At 35.4% G+C, this 15,799-nt stretch carries 13 protein-coding genes; 5 read left to right on the top strand and 8 right to left on the bottom strand.

What is annotated here, in order from left to right:
• Nucleotides 1-171: 171 nt before the first annotated feature.
• The 5 genes from GTZ96_RS02000 to GTZ96_RS01980 form a co-directional block, all read right to left on the bottom strand.
• Nucleotides 172-387, bottom strand: a complete 216-nt coding sequence (locus GTZ96_RS02000; RefSeq protein WP_181033122.1) for a hypothetical protein — start codon at nt 385-387, stop codon at nt 172-174.
• A gap of 914 nt (nt 388-1,301) precedes the next feature.
• Nucleotides 1,302-2,705 (bottom strand): exopolysaccharide biosynthesis polyprenyl glycosylphosphotransferase, encoded by a 1,404-nt coding sequence (locus tag GTZ96_RS01995; RefSeq protein WP_317168871.1) that lies wholly within the window; start codon nt 2,703-2,705, stop codon nt 1,302-1,304.
• Nucleotides 2,706-3,440: 735 nt separating this feature from the next.
• A complete protein-coding gene (locus tag GTZ96_RS01990; protein WP_161640910.1) occupies nt 3,441-3,668 on the bottom strand; it encodes an excisionase family DNA-binding protein in 228 nt (75 codons plus the stop codon).
• 221 nt (nt 3,669-3,889) lie between these two features.
• Nucleotides 3,890-4,177, bottom strand: coding sequence for a trypsin-like serine peptidase (locus tag GTZ96_RS01985; RefSeq protein WP_181033121.1), 288 nt, complete (start codon nt 4,175-4,177; stop codon nt 3,890-3,892).
• Complete coding sequence (locus tag GTZ96_RS01980) at nt 4,122-5,042, bottom strand: hypothetical protein (protein WP_161640909.1); 921 nt, start codon at nt 5,040-5,042, stop codon at nt 4,122-4,124. The genes GTZ96_RS01985 and GTZ96_RS01980 overlap by 56 nt, the downstream gene beginning before the upstream one ends.
• Before the next feature lie 148 nt (nt 5,043-5,190).
• On the opposite strand from GTZ96_RS01980, the gene GTZ96_RS01975 reads away from it, so the two are divergent.
• The 3 genes from GTZ96_RS01975 to GTZ96_RS01965 all read left to right on the top strand — a co-directional run bounded on the left by GTZ96_RS01975 (nt 5,191) and on the right by GTZ96_RS01965 (nt 8,557).
• The gene (locus tag GTZ96_RS01975) at nt 5,191-6,354 is read left to right on the top strand and encodes an IS3 family transposase (protein ID WP_161640908.1); all 1,164 of its coding nucleotides are present in this window, start codon (nt 5,191-5,193) and stop codon (nt 6,352-6,354) included.
• A 400-nt stretch (nt 6,355-6,754) separates the two neighbouring features.
• On the top strand, nt 6,755-7,423 hold the full coding sequence (locus tag GTZ96_RS01970; protein ID WP_161640907.1) for a hypothetical protein: 669 nt from the start codon (nt 6,755-6,757) through the stop codon (nt 7,421-7,423).
• Between the two features lie 195 nt (nt 7,424-7,618).
• Complete coding sequence (locus tag GTZ96_RS01965) at nt 7,619-8,557, top strand: DUF4238 domain-containing protein (RefSeq protein WP_161640906.1); 939 nt, start codon at nt 7,619-7,621, stop codon at nt 8,555-8,557.
• 63 nt (nt 8,558-8,620) lie between these two features.
• Here GTZ96_RS01965 and GTZ96_RS01960 read toward each other — a convergent pair whose 3' ends face one another.
• Nucleotides 8,621-9,790, bottom strand: coding sequence for a phospholipase D family protein (locus GTZ96_RS01960; RefSeq protein ID WP_161640905.1), 1,170 nt, complete (start codon nt 9,788-9,790; stop codon nt 8,621-8,623).
• A 46-nt stretch (nt 9,791-9,836) separates the two neighbouring features.
• Nucleotides 9,837-11,756: a hypothetical protein gene (locus GTZ96_RS01955; RefSeq protein ID WP_161640904.1), complete on the bottom strand. Its 1,920-nt coding sequence runs from the start codon at nt 11,754-11,756 to the stop codon at nt 9,837-9,839.
• A 331-nt stretch (nt 11,757-12,087) separates the two neighbouring features.
• Between GTZ96_RS01955 and GTZ96_RS01950 the strand changes: the two genes are divergently transcribed.
• Together GTZ96_RS01950 and GTZ96_RS01945 are read left to right on the top strand one after the other, a co-directional pair.
• Complete coding sequence (locus GTZ96_RS01950; protein WP_161640903.1) at nt 12,088-13,269, top strand: HEPN/Toprim-associated domain-containing protein; 1,182 nt, start codon at nt 12,088-12,090, stop codon at nt 13,267-13,269.
• An 86-nt stretch (nt 13,270-13,355) separates the two neighbouring features.
• A complete protein-coding gene (locus tag GTZ96_RS01945) occupies nt 13,356-13,622 on the top strand; it encodes a hypothetical protein (protein WP_161640902.1) in 267 nt (88 codons plus the stop codon).
• A gap of 630 nt (nt 13,623-14,252) precedes the next feature.
• On the opposite strand, the gene GTZ96_RS01940 is transcribed toward GTZ96_RS01945, so the two are convergent.
• Nucleotides 14,253-15,689: an MFS transporter gene (locus GTZ96_RS01940; protein ID WP_161640901.1), complete on the bottom strand. Its 1,437-nt coding sequence runs from the start codon at nt 15,687-15,689 to the stop codon at nt 14,253-14,255.
• Nucleotides 15,690-15,799 lie beyond the last annotated feature (110 nt).

Raw genomic sequence — 15,799 nt, 5'->3', positions numbered from 1 at the left:
CTACATTGTTAACTGCTGGAGTATTGATTGCGAACTTCATTATGGTTTTCATTATGTCCAAAGAAGAATTGGACCAGGTATATGAATCGATGGAAGAAGTTTCTAATAATTTGTCTCTTTTGATTAATCTTTCGCCGTTTGTTTTTCTACTGACATTATTGTTTTTGTTAGTTAGAAATTTACATAAAAGAAGTGATATGCAAATAAAAACTGCACATTAAGATAAGAATAATCACCAAATAATTTTGGACCTAAATAACGGGTAAGAATCATACTAGTCACTAATCCTAAAGGAATTCCAGTAATATTGACCCAATACAATGAAATAACTTGCTTGGATTTTTTAGTACTTAACGAATTTTTAAGTTCATATATTTTTTTCTTCACTTTTATTTTAATTTCTATTTTAAATAAATCAAACCAATTCTGGATACTGCTTTACCCATTTTATAAACTCTTCAATACCTTGCTTTATTTTAACATTGGGTTCATAGCATAACTATCACTTAATTTATCAATATTAGCCTTTTTAAATTATTTATCTATAATTTAACTTTGTATCACATGTATATTTTAAATTGAACTTCCCTCATTTAACTTTTAATTCATTGTCAAAAGAATAGCTAAAATTGAACAAAATTAAATTTACTCAAAACACAAGTCATTGAAAAAAAACAAATTAACATCATTAATTAAACTCGTCCAAAAAAGTTAAAATAGGGATAAGGTGTTCGATTAAAGCCCCATCCACTGAAGGATTGAAGCACAATTTTTTAAAAAAAATATAGTTCGATTTTACTCCTAGTCACTTTTTAAATTAATTATTTATCTTTAAGTTTATTTTATTTCAGACCTCTTTTTTACTATCAAAATTTACTGTTTATACTTAAATTAATTATCTAAAAACAGTATAAACAACAAACTCAACACAATAGATTTATCTTACATATTAAAGCTTATTTTATTTTTAAATATCCAATTCTAAGCCTGCTCAAAATGCGCTTGGGATAGGAAGAAGAATTTTAAAAAAAGCCCAAGAAATAGCGGCTTAAAAAACAAAATAAATCTGATGGGACACCTGTGTCTTGTTGGAAGCAAAAATCCATTTTTTTACCCAAAAGCATCCTTGAAAAACCTCGAAAAACAAAAATGACCGATATTGAAAATCAAAATCGGTCATTTTTTTATGTTTTACTCAAAAGTTAACTTACTTCTGAATGTGCCGCTCTACTCCGGAGGCTAAGGACAATCAATTCTCAGAAATAACAAAATTTGATTTATAAATAAGTGATTATAAAACATTATTTCCCTCGGTAAAACAAGATGGTGGTTATTGTTTTTAATGTAATATTAAAATCAAGGTAAAAACTCCTGTGTTTGATATAATACAAATCGTATTGTAACTTTATTAAACTCCCTTCAATGGATTCTCCATAACTATAATTCACCTGTGTCCAACCGGTAAGCCCTGGTTTTATAATATGTCTTGTTTCATAAAAAGGCATTCTTTCGGCAAATTCTTTCACAAATAATGGTCTTTCAGGACGTGGTCCTATTACCGCCATTTCGCCTTTCAAAACATTAACAAATTGCGGAAATTCATCCATTCTGGTTTTTCTCATGAACTTTCCAAAAGCGGTGATTCTATTATCTTGGACAGTAGCAAATGCCGCATTCTCAAGTTCAGCATCCTCAATCATTGTTCTAAATTTTAAAATCTTAAACACCACACCGTCTTTTCCAACACGTTCTTGTGTATAAAACAAACTTCCTTTGTTAGCTATACTATTTACTAAAAAAACAAAGGGAATTAATAATAGCGTAATCAGTAAACCAATAACTGAAACAAAAACTTCTAATACTCTAACTATTAATAAATACAAGCGATTTTGGTTGCTTTGACTAAAAGGAAAAAAGCGATAAAAATCTCGCCCTACACCTACATATTGCACTGGAATGCGTTGTGTTTTTGCTTCATATACTTGAGAATATTCTCGAATTACATTTCCTGACTCCAGTAATTTCAATAATTGCTGGTACAATTCGGCTGTAATGCTATCTGGTTTCTGAATAGCTACAATAATTTCAGTAATGTTTTTCTCTTTTACAAAAGTGGTTAAATCCACCGAAGGCAAACATTTTATTTTAGAATGGAATGAACTTTCTAAATTTTTACTTTTAGAATCACTTACATATGCAATAATTTTATAATGTGGGTCTATATTTTCCAAGCCAAAAACAAGTTCTTCTAACTGATCCTCGTCACATATCAATAAGGCATCTTGTTGAAAACGTTTGGAAGCCAAAAAACGTACATAAAAAATCCGCCATAAAATCAATGAAAAGAAAATAACCAATAAAAAAACAAGGATTTGAAGACGGTTATTTGGTAATTCTGGCGAATAAACTGGTGTCAAAAAATACGCTAATACCATTGTTGTAGCAGTGAGAATGGCACTTCTTGTCACTTGGAATTCATTACTTGCTACTTGAAGATTATACAATTCAAAAATAGTTCCAATGACTTTAAGATAAAGAATTAAAACCATCAAATAAATTAAGTTAGATACTGAAGCTTTTAAATAAACCAAGTCGAAAAAGTACCCCACATTATACAAGGCTGTAAAAACACAGAAAAAATCTACAAGATGCAGAATCATCTTTCTTTCGGAAATTTCAAAATAGATTTTGTTTTTTGGCATTATATTTTTTGTTAGCAATATAGTTTTTATCTCTAAAAAATTAAACTCAAATGAGTTTTAAAAATAATTTTTATACAAGTTTACAAACTATTTACAGATGCTTAAAACATATTCTTTCAAAAACTTGAAATTCAATTCAACTATGACTTTACAAACAAAGACTAAGATTTTCAATAGATATGCTAAATTAGCCATCACAAAAAGTTAAGAAATAATCATAATTTGCATCTATGATAGTTTTTTTTGAAAATCAAAATGAGCTTTATTTTAGACAAAAAAACAAATAACACTCAAGCAAAGAAAACACATGATAAAAACCAAATAAAATGCTATAAAAAACACAACAACTATTTAAAAATCAAAACACTACCCCATATTCAAAAGATAAACCATACGATTCATAAACCTAAAGTCACGGGTTAACTCCCGTCTTTGCTACAAAAACAAACCATAATCACTTACAAAACAATAGATTAGGTTTTTTTATTCACGGATAATTCACGGATAAATTTTTAAACCGTTTAGTTAACTGCTTTTAACTCAATCGAATTAAATCCACTTAAAATTTTATCAATTAATAAAATACACCGAAAATTGGACATAACTCAATACAAAATGTCTTTTTTTTTAAAAATTGAAAATGATTTACATTAGATCATTTCTTAATTTAAAAAATATATTCGTTAGCCATTTGTTCAATTTCCTGTTTTGTTTTTACTCTTGAACAGGCTATCCAATTCACAATTTCTGATTTTTGAAACATAATCGTTTTCCTTTTTTGTAATATGGTAGTTTCCGTTTGTGTGTTAATCCATAAATTGTTGGTTTCGATAAACCAATAAAACTGGAAACTTGCTCTACAGTCATAAATTCATCTACTTCTTCATTAGGTACAATACTTAGTTTCTCAATTGCTCGTTCAATACTGTTCAATTTCTCTAGAATAATTTCAAAAGGGTTTTCCATTTTTTATTTGTTAACGATATTTCATATAAAATCGTACTATTTAAAATCTACCTACAATTTGAATTAAGCAATTGAATATCTTTATTCTCTTTCTACAGCAAGATAAAAAAGGATTTTAGAGATCATTTGATTATTCAAAAAGTCTTATTGAAATTCAATAAAAAAAAACAACTAATCGAATTAATAAAGAAGTAACACTGTTTCTCTAAATTATCTTATTTTTATTGATTAAAATTTTTAATTATCTCTTCCATTCGAATTACCTTTTCGCCTTTACAATATGGAATTTTACATACAGAGCTGTAATAACAGTTACCATTATATTTATAATCGACTTCACCTGCCACCAAAACACCGATAACCTTATTAGAATAAAAGTTAAAAACAGGAGATCCAGAATTACCTTGAAAACTATCCAGTGAAGTATAGCAATACAACGGATTGCTAGTATCCTCAATTGATGCATTTAAAGCTACTTTTAGAGGCAATCCTGAAGGATGTCCTATCATGTAGACATTCACTTTCTTTTTTAGATGCTAATGATGAATCTTCCCATTCTAAAACTGGTCGATTAATTTTACGGTCTACTACAAATTCAATCACATCTAAATCTTCATCTTGATGCATTATTTTTTTAGGATAATAAATATTCTCGGCATCAAAGTATTCTTCTACCATTCCATCCGATTGTATAATTCGGTAACCAAAAATCACCACATAATTGGTAATTGATCTTTCAAAAACATGCTTAGCCGAAATCATTGAATTTTCTGAAGAAATAACAGCAGTACCTACCCCAATAATAGGTTGCTTACAAAAAGCCTCGGATGTGCATAAATTATAAGTGCCACCCATGGTTTGCGAAGTGTCTATTTTATATATAGTTTTAGCTACCTGATGTAACTTCTCTTTCTCGACAATCATGCCAATAGATTCACTCTTCTGAAAAATAGCAAATTGCCAGTAAATATTAGGATCCAATTGAAAAAGCTCAATACGACTATCATATTGCGAAGGACCATTTAATCGTTTACTGTTTTTGGCGTAATCGCCATCTTCACTAGGATCAATAATTAATGCCGCTGCTATTCCTTCATTCCCCTCTACAATCGACTTAATAACCGCTTTTGTGGTAATTACTTGTGGGCTAACAGTAGTCGTAGTTTGACTTTTCATAGATTGTACTTTGGCAGCTTGATACCAACCTTTGTTGAGTTGTTTTACAGAAGGTTGCATTTTTATTTCTTGTAAATCGTTTTGCTTTACAAAGTTTAAAATATTTTGTTGCGTTGGATTTTCCTTCATTATCTTTGTATCAAAACGTATTTTTTCTTGTTCATAATTTTTCTGATCTTCACTAATTTTTACACTCACACTATCTACTTGTGCGTAAATGGAGTTCCCTCCAAAAGTGCCACAAAAAGTTAAGGCGAAATCTGTTTAAGCCAAGTTAAAGCTGCAAAAATCTGCGTTATGATTCTTACTGCCCCTTGGCAGAATGACGAAACTAACTTTTAACAGGATGGAAAAGAGCCGAAAAAAATACAGCATTGACTTTAAAATCTGGGCCGTGAAGACCTGCATCGAGCATAAAAGCGTGCGGCTCGCCGCTGAGAAACTGCGGATCAACAAAAACAGCCTACAGCACTGGAAAAACCTCTTTCGGAACGGAAAGCTCACCCTGTATGAGAGAAGCGGCCCGAATCCAGACAGAAAGGAAACAGCCGGACTTCGGAAGGAGATTAAAAACATCCGCATCGAACGGGATATTTTACAGGAAGGCGCCGGAATCCTTCACCGGGACAGACGAGCCGTATACCAGTTTATAAGAGAAAATAAAGGCAGATTTCCCATCGGGAAGATGTGCCGGGTTTTTCAGGCGACTCCCAGCTGCTATTACAAATGGCTGAAAAGGCTGTCTTCCGGCAGGGCCGCACACAAAGTTTTTGTCATCGCCGAAATTACAAGAATCTACCATTGGAGCCAGTGCAGATACGGAAGTCCTCGAATTGCCAAAGAACTCTCGGTAATCGGCATCAAAGTTTCCAGAGCTTTTGTCGCCAAAATTATGATGGAAAACCATCTGCGCAGCATCGCAAAATCAAAATTTAGGAAAACCACAAATTCCTCTTCTAAATATCTTACGGCCCAGAACATACTGGAGCAGGATTTTAAAGCATCCCGCTGCAATGAAGTATGGGTTTCCGACATAACCTATATAGAAACCGACGAAGGATGGCTCTATCTTACCTTGGTAATAGACCTTTTTGACCGCAAAGTTATCGGCTGGTCTTTAAGCGAAAACCTAAAAGCAAAAGAAACCAGCATCAGGGCTTTTAAAAATGCGATAGTGAACCGTCCTTTAAAGAGCAACCGGAAACTGATCTTTCACTCAGACCGAGGAACACAGTATGCTTGTCTGTGGTTTTTATCTTTACTTGAAGGTACAGGTCAGATAACCCGCAGTATGAGTGGAAAGGGAAACTGCTTTGACAATGCTGTGGCAGAGAGTTTTTTCAAAACGTTGAAAACCGAACTGGTCTACCATAACACATACTCCACAAAAGAAAATGCAAAAGACTCTATTTCCGGCTATATAGAGAATTTCTATAACAGACATAGGAGACATTCTGCATTAGGCAATTTGACAATAGAGGAATTTCATAATCAATTTAACTTCTCATGATTAGATGAAGTAACTTGTCGCTTCTATTCACTTCTATAAAATCCATCTTTATCCATCTGTTCATCAATGGGGCTTTGGCACAGCTCGGGTGCAGCCTGCTCTGGCAGCTCCTTCGAAATGGTCTCACAGCCGAAAGGGGATTTTTTCTCAATATTTCAAAATTTACAGCCCGCCCCCCTTCTGCTCTAACAGGCGAGCTGCCGCCATGAGTCCGTTATTCCCGCCTGATGCATTCTGCCCTGAATGTCACAGAACCTCTCCAATTCACAATTGGGGATACCACTCTAACACCATATTTTGAATACTAAAATCACTCTTTAAAAAATATTTTACCATAATAACATATTAGCATTTACTTCAGGAACCGCCATACTTATATTGGAAGAAAAACAAATTTATTATGGTAAGAAAAACACTTACGCCGCTTGAGAAAGGGCAAATCGGAAAAATCGAAGAAAAGCTGAACGCTGAATTCCCGTATGAAATAATACCAGTTCAAATACTGGAAAGCGTATCAAAGGAACAACAATGTTATGCAAACGTCGTGGAAAAAATAAAACTTGACAACGGAAGCATACACTACGGCTGGTCAGTGCATTTCAATCAGGGGCTTATCATCGAAGCTGAAAGGCATGCCGTATGGGAAGATGAAAACGGTGACCTTGTATGTGTGACACCTCATCCTGCAGGTTATGATACCGTAATCTTTATCTCAGACAACACGCCGGTGGACAAGCAGTGGGACACAGACAATGTAAGGCTTAACATCACTGCAAATCCACTGGTAAATGACTGGATAACTGCGCTGAATGCTATCGGTGAGTTCAACCGCAGGTTTTCAACCAGGGTTGATGATGATATGCTGGCCGTCGCGGCAGGTACTGAGCAAGCAGAAAATGCTCTGCATCAGGAAGCAGCACTTATCTACGGTCTTATTCTCGGAAAAAGGGCTGAAAGGACTGATTGTTTCTGCGGCAGCAGAAGGAAATACATGCAGTGCCATCATAAAAACCTCGGCAAAAGAATTGATGAGATAATGGAGCCTATCGGACATCTGGCACTCCGTTAAAAGATTATCAAAAAAAAGCACCCTAACGGTGCTTTTTTTATGATTAGGTATTTATACCTTTATCAATTCTGGCAAGAGTTGCTAAATTTGAAACCTGTTTTCCAGAAGTGGAATCAAGTTGATGAACTTAGGTGAAAGCTGGCAGTATCCGACCCTTTGAATATGGTACAACTTTGTAAAAAGCAATAACTGAAAATGAGCAGCGAATCAAAAAAACATCACTATATCCCGGTTTTTTATATAAAAAACTTCTGTAACGAGAAAGGGCAGATCTTTGTAAATGATAAATCAAATGAGAAAGATTACGAGAATATAAAAATTAAATATCCAAAGAACATTTTCTTTGAATGGAACCGCAACAATTTTGAATTCGATGGAGAAAAGAATGATGCGATCGAAAAAATGTACGGTATACTTGATAACGATTTAGTCAAAACAATAAAAAAGGTTATTGATGATGAGGCGCTTCCAGGCAGGGGATTAAAAGTAGAGACCCTGCGCAAATTAATTTTTCTCGGATACCTGATCAAATGGAGGGTGCCTAAAAATGACCCTTTAGTGAATGACCTTAAAAAAGAAATCACATTTGAAGATTTCAATCTTTTTGGGACTATTGATCAGGAATTGATCAGTGTGGATGATCTGCTCAGTGATGAAATCTCACAGGAATACAAAAGGATTCTGTTCTCTGGTGCACTTTTCAGCAATAGCGAAAAGTATGCTAAAGTTTTTAAGAATACTTTTTTGATAAGTTTCCAAAAACCTCTTTTTGCTACCGACAACCCATTTGTAGAACTTAAATATAGCGATGACAACAACGACTATCCTTCATTTATATTCCCTATAACGTCAAACCTTTTGCTGGTGCACTGCGATTTCATAGATAAGAAAGATTTCGGAGCCGCCTTGGTCAGCAATGAAAAATACGATTGGTTTATTGATGTCTTATACAACAGCGTACAGATCACACTGATGTGGCATGCGGATAAGTATATTGGAAATGAAGACAGGGCTGTGCTTGATTATTATCTCAAAAATGTGATGGATATGAGTGAGAAACTCGATGCTGCCAATGTAAATTCGGTCTTTTATGCATTTTATATTTTAAGAAATTACAAAACCCTTTTAACTTAAAACCGTTATATCAGATTTTCGTGGCAGACTGCAGGATCTAAAAAACTTTAGAAAAATAGATATCTAATAAGTATCAATATCATAGCCGAAAAATTTCATCCTGCTGTTTGTATTACGGTTCATAATTGGGTATTGATCCGGGTAATACCAGGCAGCAAGTTCCTTTATACATGATTTTCCAAAATAATTTAAGGATGAGTTACACAGTTCCATTCGCTCCTCAATCGGTCTGCCATCGTGAAGCAGAATCTTAAATGCTTCTCTGATGGTCTTAAGTTTATTGTTGTCAGGATTTAAAAATCGATACCTGTTCAATGCATAGCTTTCCATTGGATGAAGGCAGTCGATCACTTTTGGCAGTGACTTCCTGTCAAGGTTTGCGATTTCTTTAAGTTTTAGTTTTTCCTGGATTAATTCGACCCTTCTCCTGTAATTCTGACGGCCTGGATTTGCCTCTAGAAATCTCTTAAATTTGCTTTTATACCGCTGAAGTTCTGACATTCTTTGGATATCAGTCAAATTTCGTTTTTCTTCGGCAAGGTGTACTTTTGAGGGAGTAATCGGATCAGAATGGAATAGGTAATCGAAAAAAGCATCAAGTTCATGGTAGGCCGAAACATCCCGGATTAACCTTTCCTTATCGCTCAGATAAAGCTTAAGGAAATGATTATACTGGATTATGTTATCCTGATAATCTTTAAAATTACGCACTTTTACCACGCCGTCAGGCAGATCCCAAAGCTTCTTAAGTCCCGAGATATTCCCTTCTTCACTACCAGGCTCCTTCGGAACATGTTTGGGCTGCCAGTTCGTATCTACTTTCTTTGACGCTGCCCACCATTGCTTAAAAACATCTACAATTTCATGATTATCATTAATGGAAAAGAATTCACAAATTTCATATCTTTTTGAAAACGCTGTTCCTGTTAAGTTCGCTGAAGTTAAAAATACCGAATTGTCTATAATATAAATTTTGGCGTGCAGCCCCCGGAGCGATCTTACCTCTCCCCTGTACAGAAATTGCCTGATGGTTACCGGATCAATAAATCCATCATTAGCAGTATCAGTAAGGATTTTCATTTCAACAGCATTACTGCCTGCCCACTTCGTACCCATAATTTTCTTTACGGATTCCCAGCCTCCGATAAAAGGCACTGCGATGTAAATCCGCTTCTCAGCCTTGTCGAATTCTTTCCTCAGCGTCTGTATCAAATCTGTTCCGTATAGTATCATAATCCTGCTATGCTTTAATTTAACCTGTCAAAATATTTGTGTAAACCTATTTCCTTTTTTTTCTGGGCTTCTCTCCTCCTTTTAGAAAATACCTGTCAATATCCCCTGAAGTCTTGTTGAGCCTGTAGGAGTCGGCCTTCTTTAGTAGTTTGTGGTCGACAAGCTTTCCGGTATCGAGAAACTGGCCCAAAAAATCAATTTCATCGTCTACATGAACCGCCGTGTTGGAATACAATTCAATACGCTGTTCCAGATAATCGATAAAATCGTATTCATTTTCAAGAATTTCAGAAAATATCATGAGATCAAAAAGGCTTAGGGTCCATGCAAACTGGACATTATTCTCCACTATTCCCAGAATCTGGAGATCATCAAGGCTTGAAAGAAATCCTGTCAGCTGCTCCAGTGTGATTGTAATTCTGAATATTTTTTTTGAGACATCAATAGGTACTGTGATCCCTTCCTTATTGTAGAACACCGCATTGGGGTCTTCTTTCAGATAACGGTAAGCCCTGTAGCTCTGATAGGCGCCATAACCTATAGAATCTGCAAGCTGCTTTTTAAGGCTTTTCAATGCGCCACGTCGCGAAGGGACTGCAAGGCCCCCTGCCTTCATTTCTACCAAATAGACCGCTTTTTCTGATTCCAGCAGCAGGTCAATTTCTGTTTCGATAAGATGTCCGCTCTCATCCTTCTGTCCGGGACGGTATTTGAGATTAGGATTTGCCTGCGAATTTGGGATAAAGGCCTGAAAGAGCCTTGTTGCTGCCGCTTCCAGATAATTATCTCTTGAAAAAGCAGAACTGTTGCCCAAAAACTTTTTATTGTAGTATTGCTTATCCCCATCTAAAAGCAGTTTTTCTGTGATAGTGAATAGATTGCGTGTTAAAAGATTGAAGGCAAAAAGATAATTCTCTCCATTGTCGCTAATAATGGGTTTCATGTTTGACAGGCTGTCGTTTAAAGGTAGTCCTTTGAAAGCCGGGTTGAGAAATTCTGTATTGTCCCCAAATTTGATCGATAATGCCTCCGCCACCTTCTGATGAACAGGTTTTCTGTACCTGATTCTGTAAAGCGGTTCTATCTCTGCTATATCATTTATCAAGAAGCTACACGGTCTATTATCTCTGGCGGGGATATCAGGATTATCAGCTAAAAATTGTTTAAGGGGTCCCAGGTCATCCGTACTGAAATCTGTATAGCCTTTGGAAATTTGCCAGTCTCTAAAACGGTTAAATGCCGCACGAGGCGGAAATTTGTCACCGGGAAAGGATGCCCTGGCCGCAAATGAATCTTCCAGCTGCAAAAATGTTTCTAAAATATCCTGAGATGAAAAACCGTACTTCTCCAGCAGAAAAGGATTATGGCCTTCAAAGAGTTCCTTGTAAACCTGATAAATATGCTGTGGATATCCATTGCCGCGCATGTAGAGTGACTCGGTTATAGTTTTATAACGCATTTTGTTCTCCAGTTCTGGAATATTTTTTTCCGCAGATTCTGTCATAACATACTGCGAGTACAGTTTGCGTATATTATATAACAATCCTATAACCTCATTGCCGATCTCCCCAGTAGGTTCATCACTGGAAATTTCTCGTACAGCAGTTGCAAAACTCTGCCCGTATTCCATCGCCAGCTCACAGGCTCCGTCATCATCAGGGTCATCATGTTTCAACATCATATTGAACGCTATCATCCCCAGGAGCTTAATCCTATCATAACTAGAAAATATTTCTATAGCCCTGTCGATGTATTCCTGAAGCTTTTTCAGCATTTCAGGGCGGGATTCCCTGATTGCTGTTAAAAGATCTTCCTGTTCTTTTTCTGTCCTGTTTGTTTTTGAGAAAAGGTTTTTTCCATCTCTTATTATCTTTCCGCCAGGTATAACAAACTCCTCGTGGTTTTTTTTAGCTCTTTTGGGAGCTACTTTTTTTTTCTTGTTTTTTCTACCTCGGCTTAACGGCATATGTGTCGGGAATTAATATTATCTGATTGCTTCAATTTTGAGCTATAGCGTTAAATGTATCTTTCTAAAGCCTGCTCATTACCACAAAGTATAAAAGTTTTTACATAGACCAAACAGGTAAATCTACCTGTTCGTATCTCTTTTTTATCAGAGTTAAATTTAAGACAAATCATTAACTTTACAATCCAAATTACTAAATTATCAAGCATATGGTGCGTCAATGAGAAAATCGTATAGGGAAGATATTCAAGAGGAATTTATAAAATTTCCAACCATTTTCCTGTTAGCACCGCCTGCTCCCCACATATAATTTTAAAACTAAAAAACGCTTATGGGATCATTCTCGTGCTTAACCTTTAATGACTATCCAATTTTTGAATATAAGAACTCATATGCTCAGGAAGCAGTAGACCTTCTTTTTTTACCACAGGACTATGTTTCGGAGGAGCGTCCAAATTCAAGTTTGAACGTATTAGTCTGGGGTGACGAGCAACAGCAGAAAAAAGGATCATATACTTTCAAAGGTTTTCGCCAAACGGCGAAAGTTTGCAGACAGCGCCTTGAGATTTATGGGATAAGCTATTCCAAAGCTAAAAAAGAATTTGAAGCCGCACGGATAGTTGCAAAGGAGGAAGGATTTTATGGTTATCCGATTCATAAACTGTCCTATAGAAAATACCTACAGGAAATAGGAACAATAATAAGCAGCAGAAATAGGGATTTAGACGTAATTGTAAATGGCTTGTACGGCAATATTACTGACAGCCTTATAACTGGTGAACTCTCTATAGTCGGGCAGCCATATACCTCATCATTATACTCTATTTTAAGCGTAATACCGGATGATGCCATTGTCGAATACGATTTGTCAGAGGTTATTGGTAACGGATGGGTAAACGAAACGCAGGCTCTTGATATCACTATAGAAAAAATAATTGTACTGACTGAAGGCAGGACAGATGTCGAGTTCATTAGCAGCTCTCTTCAGTTTCTTTATCCGCATCTGTACCACTACTATCATTTTATGAATTTTGACGATTTCAAAGTTGAAAGCAATGCTTCGGCTCTGGTAAAATTTGTCATTTCACTTGCTGCATCCAATATTAAGCATCCCATACTGGTCCTTTTTGATAATGACACGACCGGAATTCTGGAAATGAAAAGGCTTTTATCTGTTAGACTGGGTGCTAATTTCAAAGTCCTGAAGTACCCAGATTTAAAATCAGTAAAAAAATATCCCACAATTAGTCCTGCTGGAACAAAAAAAATGGATATTAACGGACTTGCCTGCGGTATAGAAATGTATCTCGGAAGTAACGTACTTCTTAAAGAAGGGAAATATATTCCCGTCCGCTGGAAAGCATACATTGAAAAAGAAAATAAATATCAGGGAGAACTTTCCGAAAAAGCATATGTCCAGGATGTATTTAGAAAGATAATTAAATCAGGGCATGAAAGCGACTTTTCATCTATACAGTTAATACTGCAGATGATGTTCTGTGCTTTTCAGTAAGCTTTGATTAAAAAGATTTTTATTGTTATGATTAAAAGTCTTTACTTTGAAATCTGATAAAGACTTAAAACAAAAAATATAAGACAATGAATTCTGTAATCTGTGATTTCTTCAAGGAAAATAACTTTGAACAAATAGTTATTTTATTTAGTAAAAATATCAAAAACCCCCAATCAGGCGTAGGCTATCCTTTAATTTACAATACCGAATTTCCACAATTTTATTTTGTTGATGTATTATCAAAAGAAGTACAAGCGCGTCCGGGATATGAACTGGTTGGTTATTTTACAACAGATGACATTAACGACGCTTCTTTGTTCCAGAAAAAGATTGCTGAGCTAAAAGAAAAATGATGCTGAAAAACAGCAATCAAATTTAACTGTCCATAAGTCAACAAAAGAGAGGGATGCATTTAGTTTACTAGGCTTTCTTTATCTGTTCTGCCCTGTTCCCATAAGCAGCAATCAGAAAAAAGGAAGCACCCAGACCTATGCCGCTTAAACTCATAAAATGCAAACCTCCCACTGCAGTAAAAGTATCGGTGATAGTTAATATCGTTGTACATAAAACTATTTATCCTAAAAAATTGTACCTTTGTCTTTAAATTAATTCAGAATTATAACGTCAATTTAAACGGATTTAAACCAATCTAGAACTTTCAATATTTATAAAAATAGCGAAAATCCTGATGGCAGAATCGTGGCGCAACAGTTAGAAAATATTAGAAATGCAGTATAAAAGCGGGATGTGACGGTTTTGTTCGAATCCCTCTTTCTCCGCCAGTAGAAGTTTCAAAAGAAACTTTAAAAGTCAAAAGCCTTTAAATACTAGTATTTAAAGGCTTTTTTGTTTTTTACAATGTGTCAAAAAACACATATTATATCAAAGAACAGTGACCCTGTTTTTTTTCAGCCTTTTTTAGCAAAAAGAGGGTCACTAAATTAGAAAAATTCCCCGGGAATTTCCTGTAAATTGAAGTTTTCTTAATGCCCTCTCCTGATTTTGGCATCAAAATCGATGCCTTGACGTCTTAAAATCCCACTTACTTTCCAGGCATAAAAACCCAAATAAGAAAAACATAAAACACCAACAATATAACTAGCTTGAATACCAATGCTATCAGATACAAAACCCTGCAACCAACTAACAATTCCACCACCACAAATCATCATAATAAGAAAACTACTTCCCTGGCTGGTGTGTTTTCCCAATCCACTTACTGCTAAAGTAAAAATACAAGGCCATAGGGTACTACAAAACAAACCAACGCTTGTGAATGCATAAACACTTACCATTCCAGTTGTTCCTATTCCAGTAAACAAGGCTACAATTCCCAGAGAAGAAAAAATCAGCAACATTCGGGCAGGATTTCCATTACTGGCCATATCGGCAGCAATCAAAACCAGAATAATTAATCCGTAAATGTAAAATGGAGTTAAATCATGATTAGCAATAGCATTTACAACTAAAAAAACGCCAAAAGCCAAATAGGGGGCAATGAACCGCAGCATTTTTTGAACACTAACAACATCAGTAAAAGCTTCTACAGCTCCCGTCCAACGGCCTATCATTAAGCTTGCCCAATACAATGAAATATAAGGAGCGATATCACCAATGGCAAACCCCAATTCGGTTTCCATATAAGCCGGTAAATTACTGGCTGTGGAAACTTCGACGCCTACATAAAGAAAAATGGCAATCATTCCCATAAGCAGTTGAGGGTAATATAAAGCGGATTTTTTGGAAGAAGTAGCATCAGCTGTAGATTCTTCAATTGTTTCAGGGTGTTCCGGCAAGGATGAAAATTTCAGCAAAACTGCCACAATCAAGAAAGCTAATCCCAATATTAAGTAAGGTATTCTAATACTTTCTACACTCAATTCAGTATTTCCGGATACAGAAGAACCAAAAATAGCAAAACTTACTATTAAGGGGCCAATGGTGGTTCCGAAATTGTTAATTCCTCCCGCCAATGTCAATCGTTGAGATCCTGTTTTTATTGGTCCCAAAGCAATTGCCAATGGATTGGCAACGGTTTGTTGCAAAGAAAATCCCAAACCAACAATAAATAAACCAGCAAGCATTAAAGGATAAGAACCAATATTGGCAGCTGGATAAAATAACAATGTTCCAAGAGCAGAAATTGCCAACCCCAATGCCAGTCCATTTTTATAGCCAATTTTATTGACTAAATCTTGTTTAAGTAACAAAGAAACTCCCATATAGATTAAGGAACCTACCGTATAGGAAATATAAAATGCAATCGATACAAATTGGCTTTGACCTTGGGTCAAATCAAATGCTTTTTTAAATACGGGAATTAATATGTCATTACTCGCTGCAACAAATCCCCAAAAGAAGAACACGGTTGCTAAAGGGATAAATTGCCCCCATTGGGTTTTTGATTTTTCAGAAGTCATTCGTTTTTAGATTATTATAAGTTAATAATAGAGAGTGTTTTAGAGAAAATATTTTTTAATTTGGATAAATATTAATGTTACACCAGGGATGCTTTATGTGCTGTAATTAT

The sequence above is a fragment of the Flavobacterium undicola genome, assembly GCF_009909155.2.
Taxonomy (GTDB): domain Bacteria; phylum Bacteroidota; class Bacteroidia; order Flavobacteriales; family Flavobacteriaceae; genus Flavobacterium; species Flavobacterium undicola.
This window is presented reverse-complemented; position numbering and strand designations above follow the sequence as displayed.

Excerpts from the sequence above, each read along its gene's own strand:
- GTZ96_RS01985 (WP_181033121.1), bottom strand. The coding sequence starts at position 4,177 with ATGATAGGACATCCTTCAGGATTGCCTCTAAAAGTAGCTTTAAATGCA.
- GTZ96_RS01940 (WP_161640901.1), bottom strand. The coding sequence starts at position 15,689 with ATGACTTCTGAAAAATCAAAAACCCAATGGGGGCAATTTATCCCTTTA.
- GTZ96_RS01965 (WP_161640906.1), top strand. The coding sequence starts at position 7,619 with ATGAGCAGCGAATCAAAAAAACATCACTATATCCCGGTTTTTTATATA.
- GTZ96_RS01950 (WP_161640903.1), top strand. The coding sequence starts at position 12,088 with ATGGGATCATTCTCGTGCTTAACCTTTAATGACTATCCAATTTTTGAA.
- GTZ96_RS01955 (WP_161640904.1), bottom strand. The coding sequence starts at position 11,756 with ATGCCGTTAAGCCGAGGTAGAAAAAACAAGAAAAAAAAAGTAGCTCCC.
- GTZ96_RS01975 (WP_161640908.1), top strand. The coding sequence starts at position 5,191 with ATGGAAAAGAGCCGAAAAAAATACAGCATTGACTTTAAAATCTGGGCC.
- GTZ96_RS01990 (WP_161640910.1), bottom strand. The coding sequence starts at position 3,668 with ATGGAAAACCCTTTTGAAATTATTCTAGAGAAATTGAACAGTATTGAA.
- GTZ96_RS01945 (WP_161640902.1), top strand. The coding sequence starts at position 13,356 with ATGAATTCTGTAATCTGTGATTTCTTCAAGGAAAATAACTTTGAACAA.
- GTZ96_RS01960 (WP_161640905.1), bottom strand. The coding sequence starts at position 9,790 with ATGATACTATACGGAACAGATTTGATACAGACGCTGAGGAAAGAATTC.
- GTZ96_RS01970 (WP_161640907.1), top strand. The coding sequence starts at position 6,755 with ATGGTAAGAAAAACACTTACGCCGCTTGAGAAAGGGCAAATCGGAAAA.